Source organism: Curtobacterium sp. A7_M15, assembly GCF_030705415.1.
GTDB lineage: Bacteria > Actinomycetota > Actinomycetes > Actinomycetales > Microbacteriaceae > Curtobacterium.
Window position 1 is genome coordinate 20,057 of record NZ_JAUZED010000046.1, and the last position, 7,551, is coordinate 27,607.

The 7,551-nt window shown below is 68.7% G+C and carries 6 protein-coding genes; all 6 read left to right on the forward strand.

All coding sequences use genetic code 11. The annotated features are described in order from the left end of the window. Positions 1 to 15 precede the first annotated feature (15 nt). The 6 genes from Q7F20_RS10190 to Q7F20_RS10215 are packed head-to-tail and all read left to right on the forward strand — an operon-like array spanning position 16 to position 7,504. On the forward strand, positions 16 to 1,755 hold the full coding sequence (locus Q7F20_RS10190; RefSeq protein ID WP_305739983.1) for an ABC transporter substrate-binding protein: 1,740 nt from the start codon (positions 16 to 18) through the stop codon (positions 1,753 to 1,755). Then, the gene (locus Q7F20_RS10195) at positions 1,752 to 2,732 is read left to right on the forward strand and encodes an ABC transporter permease (RefSeq protein ID WP_070417091.1); all 981 of its coding nucleotides are present in this window, start codon (positions 1,752 to 1,754) and stop codon (positions 2,730 to 2,732) included. Before Q7F20_RS10190 ends, Q7F20_RS10195 begins: the two co-directional genes overlap by 4 nt. After that, on the forward strand, positions 2,729 to 3,658 hold the full coding sequence (locus Q7F20_RS10200; protein WP_305739984.1) for an ABC transporter permease: 930 nt from the start codon (positions 2,729 to 2,731) through the stop codon (positions 3,656 to 3,658). The genes Q7F20_RS10195 and Q7F20_RS10200 overlap by 4 nt, the downstream gene beginning before the upstream one ends. Beyond that, complete coding sequence (locus tag Q7F20_RS10205) at positions 3,655 to 5,439, forward strand: ABC transporter ATP-binding protein (protein WP_305739985.1); 1,785 nt, start codon at positions 3,655 to 3,657, stop codon at positions 5,437 to 5,439. The genes Q7F20_RS10200 and Q7F20_RS10205 overlap by 4 nt, the downstream gene beginning before the upstream one ends. Continuing rightward, entirely contained in the window at positions 5,436 to 6,308 is an 873-nt protein-coding gene (locus Q7F20_RS10210; RefSeq protein WP_305739986.1) for an alpha/beta fold hydrolase, read from the forward strand. The genes Q7F20_RS10205 and Q7F20_RS10210 overlap by 4 nt, the downstream gene beginning before the upstream one ends. 8 nt (positions 6,309 to 6,316) lie before the next feature. Next, a complete protein-coding gene (locus tag Q7F20_RS10215) occupies positions 6,317 to 7,504 on the forward strand; it encodes a glycoside hydrolase family 1 protein (protein WP_370871657.1) in 1,188 nt (395 codons plus the stop codon). Positions 7,505 to 7,551 lie beyond the last annotated feature (47 nt).

Here is a 7,551-nt window from a genome sequence, read left to right on the forward strand (position 1 = left end):
GAGGTCGACCGAGCAATGACGCTTCCCCCACAGCGCGTCCCAGCGCGCACCCCGGGCACCCGCCGGGGTCGGCGAGGCCGCCTCATCGCGGCCATCGCCGGCATCGCGGTCGTGGCCCTCGCGGCCATCGGCTGCAGCATCCAGGTCCGGTCCCAGCCGGACCCGAGCATCGGCAAGGACACGATGCTCATCAACGCGGACCACGGCAACCCGCTGTTCGACCGCAACTTCAACCCGTACATCGCCAACGCCCGCACGGCGAGCAAGTGGATGTACGAGCCGCTCATCGAGGTCAACCCGCTCGACGGCAAGGGCACCCCGTGGCTCGCGAGCAGCTGGTCGCAGCCCGACGCCCGGACGATCGACATGACCATCCGCACGGGCGTCGAGTGGTCGAACGGCGACCCGTTCAGCGCGAAGGACGTCGTCTTCACGTTCGACCTGCTCAAGAAGTTCCCGGCGATGGACGTCAAGGGCGCCTGGCAGCACATCGACCGCATCGAGCAGGACGGCGACCACGTCGTCTTCCACCTCAAGAGCGACGACGTGCCGAGCCTCAACATCATCGGCGCGACGTACATCCTCGGCGAGCAGCACTGGGGGAAGGTGAAGGACCCGACCACGTGGCGTGACCCGAACCCCGTGGGCACCGGGCCCTTCGTGCTCGGCAACTACAGCGACCAGCAGTACTCGATGGACAAGAACCCGAAGTACTGGCAGGCCGACAAGATCGCCATCGAGCACCTCATCCTCCCGGCGACGAACACGCAGCTCGACACCGTCACGCGCGGCTACGACTGGGCGTACTCCTTCATCTCCGACGTGAAGGGCACCTGGGGAGCGGCCTCGAAGACCAACACCTGGTGGTTCCCCGCCGGTGGCGTCATCGGTCTCATCCCCAACCTGACGAAGGCGCCGTACAACGACGTCAACGTCCGCAAGGGCATCTCGCTCGCGTTGAACCGTGACGACATCGCCGAGACGGCCACCGAGGGCAACCTGGCGGCCGCCGGGCAGACCGGCCTGATCCTGCCGAACCAGGAGCGCTACCTCAACCCGGACATCCCGGACCGGGGCATGGTCTCGCAGGACGTCGCCGCCGCGAAGCGCGAGTTCGCGAAGTCCGGCTACACCGAGCAGGACGGCAAGCTCGTCAAGGACGGCAAGCAGCTCACGATCACGATCATGACCGCGAACGGGTACTCGGACTGGCTCCGCGCCGCGCAGACCGTGCAGCGCAACCTGTCGGCCATCGGCATCAAGGTGTCGATCCAGGCTCCGCAGCCGGCCGGCTACCAGTCGAACCTCAACAACGGGCAGTTCGACATGGCGATGGGCGGCATGGGCAACGGTGACGTCTACCAGGCGTTCAACTCCCTGCTCTCGAGCGACTTCTACCAGCCGGTCGGCAAGTCGACGGTGAACAACTACGAGCGGTACCAGAACGCCGACACCCAGAAGCTCCTCGACGAGTACAAGGCGACGACGGACACCGCGAAGCAGCAGGAGATCCTGAACCAGCTGCAGGAGATCGTGTACGACGACCTGCCCGTGATCGGCATGTACTACGGCGGGCTCTGGGGGCTGTTCAACACCGGCAAGTTCGTCGGCTGGCCGAGCGCGAAGGACCCGTACATGGCGCCGCAGAACTACGACTCGGCACCGCTGCTGATCTTCTCGAAGCTCCGCCTCCGCGACAGTGCAGCAGGCAAGCAGATCCTCGAGGAGCAGAAGCAGCAGGAGGACCAGAAGTGAAGTACATCCTCCAGAAACTCGTCCTCTTCGTCCTGACGCTCTGGGCCGCGGTCACGCTGAACTTCGTGCTCCCGCGCCTCATGCCGGGCAGCCCGACCGACGCCGCCCTCGCGAAGCTCAGCCAGAACGGTCCGGTCACCGACGCCACCAAGAAGGCCATCGAGGCCCAGCTCGGCGTCCCGAGCGGCAACCTCTGGGACCAGTACGTCAGCTACCTGCACCAGGTCATCACCCTCGACTTCGGCACGAGCTACACGTTCTACCCGCAGCCCGTCGGCGACCTCGTGGCCCAGGCGCTGCCGTACACGCTGATCCTCGTCGGCGTCGTGACGATCCTGGCCTTCGTGCTCGGCACCCTCATCGGTGTCGGTGCGGCCTGGAAGCGCGGCACCTGGCTCGACTCGCTCCCCACCCTGTCGGGCTCGTTCATGTCGACGTTCCCGTACTTCTGGACGGCGCTCCTGCTGCTGTTCTTCCTCGGCTACGTCCTGCACTGGTTCCCGACCACGGGCGCCTACTCCGCGACGACGACCCCGGGCCTGAACGGCGCGTTCCTCGGGGACGCCCTGCAGCACGCGGTCCTGCCGGCGATCACGATCCTCGTGACGAGCCTCGGCGGCTGGATCATCGGCATGCGCAACGCGATGATCAACACCCTCGGTGACGACTACGTGACCTTCGCCGAGGCGAACGGCCTGCGCGGACGCACCGTGGCGATCCGGTACGCGGCCCGCAACGCGATCCTGCCGAACCTGACCGGCTTCGGTCTGGCGCTCGGTGGCGTGGTCGGCGGCTCGGTCCTGGTCGAGCAGGTGTTCGGCTACCCGGGCATCGGCTACCTGCTGTTCAACGCCGTGATCGGGCAGGACTACCCGCTCATGCAGGCCCTCTTCCTGATGATCACCGTGTCGGTGCTCATCGCCAACTTCATCGTGGACGTCCTCTACGGCGTCCTGGACCCGAGGACGCGCCGATGACCACGATCGCAGTTCGCACGCAAGAAGAAGAACCCACCGCCCCGAGCAAGCTCAAACAAGCAGCAAGCCAGTTCGGCGTCGTCTGGAGCAACACCAAGGCCCGCATCGGCATCATCATCCTCGGTGTCTTCGTCCTCGTCGCCATCGCAGCCCCGCTCCTCGCCCCCTACGGTGCGAGCCAGAACGGGTTCGCCCGGAGCGCCGACGCCACGTGGGACCACTGGATGGGCACCACGGCAGCCGGCGAGGACGTCCTGTCGCAGATCATCTACGGTGCCCGGATCTCCGTGCTCGTGGGCGCCGTCGCGGGGCTGCTCTCCACGCTCGTCGCCGTCGCGATCGGCCTGAGCTGGGGCTACGTCCGCGGCTGGATCGCCGAGGTCATCGGGTTCATCGTGAACCTCTTCCTCGTCATCCCGGGTCTGCCGCTCATGATCGTCATCGCCGCGTACCTGCAGAACGGCGGCATCGCGGTCATCATCGCGGTGATCGTGGTCACCGGCTGGGCCTGGGGCGCTCGCGTCCTGCGCAGCCAGACGCAGTCCCTCCGAGGGCGTGACTTCGTGACCGCGGCCCAGTTCTCCGGCGACGGTGCCACGCGCATCGTGTTCCGCGAGATCCTGCCGAACATGACGAGCCTCATCGTCGGCTCGTTCTTCGGCGCGGCCACCAGCGCGATCCTCGCCGAAGCGGGCCTCGAGTTCCTCGGACTCGGCGACTCGTCCATCGTCAGCTGGGGCACGATCCTCTACTGGGCGCAGAACTCCAACGCGCTGCTCACCGGTCAGTGGATCCTGCTGTTCGCCCCGGGTCTCTGCATCGCCCTCCTCGCGATGAGCCTGACCCTGATCAACTTCGGCGTCGACGCCGTGTCCAACCCGCGACTGCGCGAAGGCGCGCGGCCCCGTAAGGAGAAGACCGCATGAGCGGCTCGCGAGCAACGCAACCAGCAGACGGCCTGGAGGCGCGGGACGGCGCCGCCACGCGCCTCCCGTCCGACGGTGGTGACGCCCAGGGCGTCCTGCTCGACGTCCGCGACCTGTCGGTCGTGTACGAATCGGCCGGTCAGGAGGCCGTCCAGGCGGTCGACCACGTGTCCTTCCAACTGCGGAAGGGCGAGTTCGTCGGCCTGGTCGGCGAGTCCGGTTCCGGCAAGTCGACCCTCGGCTACGCGCTGACCCGACTCCAGAAGCCGCCGGCGCGGACGAACGGCGGCAACATCTTCTTCGCCGGGTCGGACATCCGTGACCTCGACGACGAAGCCCTCCGGCAGCAGCGCCAGGGCGGGTTCGCGATGGTGCTGCAGTCCGGCATGAACGCGCTCAACCCCGTGCGGACGATCCGGAACCACTTCATCGACGTCTTCAAGGCGCACGGCCACGTGCCGCGTGATCGGTGGGACGCCCGGATGAAGGAGCTCATCGAGAAGGTGAAGCTCCCCACCGCCATGCTCGCCAGGTACCCCGGGGAGCTGTCCGGCGGCATGCGGCAGCGCGTGTCGATCGCCCTGGCGCTCTCGCTCGAGCCGCAGCTCATGGTGTTCGACGAGCCGACCACGGCGCTCGACGTTCTCGTGCAGCACGCCGTGATGGACACGATCATCGAGCTCCAGCAGTCCGAGGGCTTCACGGCGGTCCTGATCAGCCACGACCTCGGCATCGTCCTCGAGGCCACCGAGCGCGTGCTCGTCATGCACGAGGGGCGCATCGTCGAGGACGGCGGCTCGAAGGAGATCCTGCGCGACCCGCAGGACGAGTACACGACGATGCTGCTGTCGCACTACGCCGATCCGCGCGCCTCCGTCGTCAGCCTGCCGGGCTTCCCGGACCGGTCGCAGCGCGATCCGTCGGCGACCCGGCAGGAGACCACGTCGTCGTTCAGCACCGTCGGCTCGCGGGAGCGCAGTGCCGCCCGCAACCCGATCGTCGTCGACCACCTCGTGAAGACCTACCCGGCACCCCGTCGCGGCGAGCAGCCGGTGCAGGCGGTCCGCGACGTGTCGTTCACCCTCGAGCCCGGGCAGTCGCTCGCCCTCGTCGGCCAGTCCGGCTCGGGCAAGTCGACGATCGCGAAGATGCTCACCGGTGTCGAGAAGCCCACGACGGGCACCGTCCGGTTCGGCGAAACGGACGTCGCGAAGCTCGGGCGACGCGGCCTGAAGGACCTCCGTTCCGAGGTGCAGATGGTGTTCCAGGACCCGTACGCGGCGCTCAACCCGCTGCACACGGTGGAGTACATCCTGTCCCGGCCGATCGCGAACTACACGGACCTCCGCGGACGCGACGCCCGACGGCGGATGCTCGAACTGCTCGAGACCGTGGGCCTGACCCCGGTGGAGCAGTTCGCGCAGAAGCTCCCGCACCAGCTCTCCGGCGGGCAGCGGCAGCGCGTCGTGATCGCCCGGGCGCTCGCGTCCGACCCGCAGGTGATCATCGCCGACGAGCCGGTCTCGATGCTCGACGTGACACTCCGAGCCGGGGTGCTCGCCCTGCTCGAGGACCTGCGGGAGCAGTGGGGCGTCTCGCTCCTCTACATCACGCACGACCTGCTGAGTGCCCGACTCATCACGGACGACATCATGGTGCTGCACGACGGCGCCGTGGTCGAACGGGGTCGCACGGCCGACGTCCTGCAGCACCCGCAGGACGACTACACGGTGGCCCTGCTGGACGCGGTGCCGAACCCGCGGAGGGCACTGCTGGCATGACGACGCTCCACGACTTCCCGACCGTCCCCGCCTTCGGGCACCTGCCCACGCCGGAGGGCGTCGACGTCGTCGGCATCGACCTGCCCGTCGGCCGACTCACCGCCTACCGCGTCGTCCCCTCCGGACCCAGCAAGGGTGTCGTGCTGATCGTCCCCGGGTACACCGGGTCGAAGGAGGACTGGCGGACCTTCATGCCGCTCCTGGGCGAGGCCGGCTGGACCGCGGTCGCCATCACCCGCCGCGGGCAGGCCGACTCGGCACGGGCGTCCGGGCCGTCCGGCTACACGCTGCAGGAAGAAGCTGCCGACGTCGTCCGCGTCGCCGCGCTGCTCGACCACGGCGCCCCCGTGCACCTCATCGGCCACTCGCTCGGCGGCGTGATCGTCCGCGAGGCCGCCATCGCTTCGCCGGAGTCGTTCCGCGACGTCGTGCAGTTCTGCTCCGGCCCGTACGGCTGGCCCTACCGCAAGGTCGCCGAGCTGACGATCCTGCACGACACCGGCGGGAACCTCCGGCAGCTCTTCGACTCCACGAACCCGCTCTGGGCGTACCGACCCGACGAGGAACTCCCCGACGACCCCCGGTTCGTCCGCGACCGCTTCGACGCACACGACCCGGCGAGCGTCGTCGCCGGCGGGCACATCCTCGAGGACCACACCGACTCGTCCGCCGCGCTCCGCGCCACCGGGCTGCCCGTGCTCGTGACGCACGGGGAGTGGGACGGCGCCTGGCCCATCCCGTGGCAACGGCAGATGGCCGAGGACACCGGCGCCGCCTACGAGGTCATCCCGACGAGCTACCACGGCCCGCAGGTCGAGAACCCCGCGGCGACGCTCGCCGTCTTCGACACCTTCTTGTCACAGCACTGAAAGGCGACATCATCACCACGCTCGACTTCCCGAAGGGCTTCCTCTGGGGCGCCGCCACCGCCGCGCACCAGATCGAGGGCAACAACGTGAACAGCAACTGGTGGGTGCACGAGCACGAGCCCGACACCACCATCGTCGAACCCTCCGGCGATGCCGCCGACAGCTACCACCGGTACCGCGAGGACATCCGCATCGCCTCCGACCTCGGCCTGAACTCCTACCGGTTCAGCATCGAGTGGGCGCGCATCGAACCCGAGCGCGGCTTCGTCAGCCGAGCCGAGATCGACCACTACCGTCGCATGGTCGATGCCTGCCACGAGTTCGGCATCGAACCGATCGTCACGCTCATGCACTTCACCGTGCCGCGCTGGTTCGAACGCGACGGCTTCTGGCGCGCACCCGACGCAGCCGACCTGTTCGCCCGCTACACCGAGGCGGCGCTGCCCGTCGTGCAGGACGGCGTCCGCTACGTCTGCACCATCAACGAGCCGAACATCGCCGCGATGCTCGCCGGCGGTGAGGACGCGTCGAACCTGGTCGCCTACGGGCTGCCGAACCCGGACCTCGGGGTCGCCGACGCGCTGCTCGCCTCGCACAAGCGCTCCCGCGAGGTCCTGTCGCAGGTGTCCGGCATCCAGAGCGGCTGGACGATCGCGACGCAGGCGTTCCGCGCGAACGGCGAGCCGGGCTCGGAGGAGATGCTCCGCGAGTACGGCTACCCGCGCGACGACTGGTACCTCGAGAACGCCGCAGGGGACGACTTCCTCGGCGTCCAGGCGTACACCCGCACGTTCATCGGTGCCTCCGGTCCGTTGCCCGTGGCCGACGACGTCGAGACGACCCTCACCGGGTGGGAGTTCTACCCCGAGGCCTCGGCCGACGGGCTCCGCAGCGCGTGGGAGCTCTCCGGCCACGTGCCGCTGATGATCACCGAGAACGGCATCGCGACCGCCGACGACTCCCGCCGGCTCGCCTACACGCAGGGCGCCCTCGAGGGCATCCACCGCTGCATCGAGGACGGCATCGAGGTCCTCGGCTACCAGCACTGGTCGCTGCTCGACAACTACGAGTGGGCGTCGGGCTTCCGCCCCACCTTCGGGCTCGTCTCCTGGGACCCGGTGACGTTCGCCCGGACGCCGAAGGACTCGGCGCGGTGGTACGGGCGGGTCGCCGCCGCCAACGCGCTCACGGTCTGAGACGCAGCTGACGGGAGGCGCGACCCGCGTGATCGACGCGGGTCGCG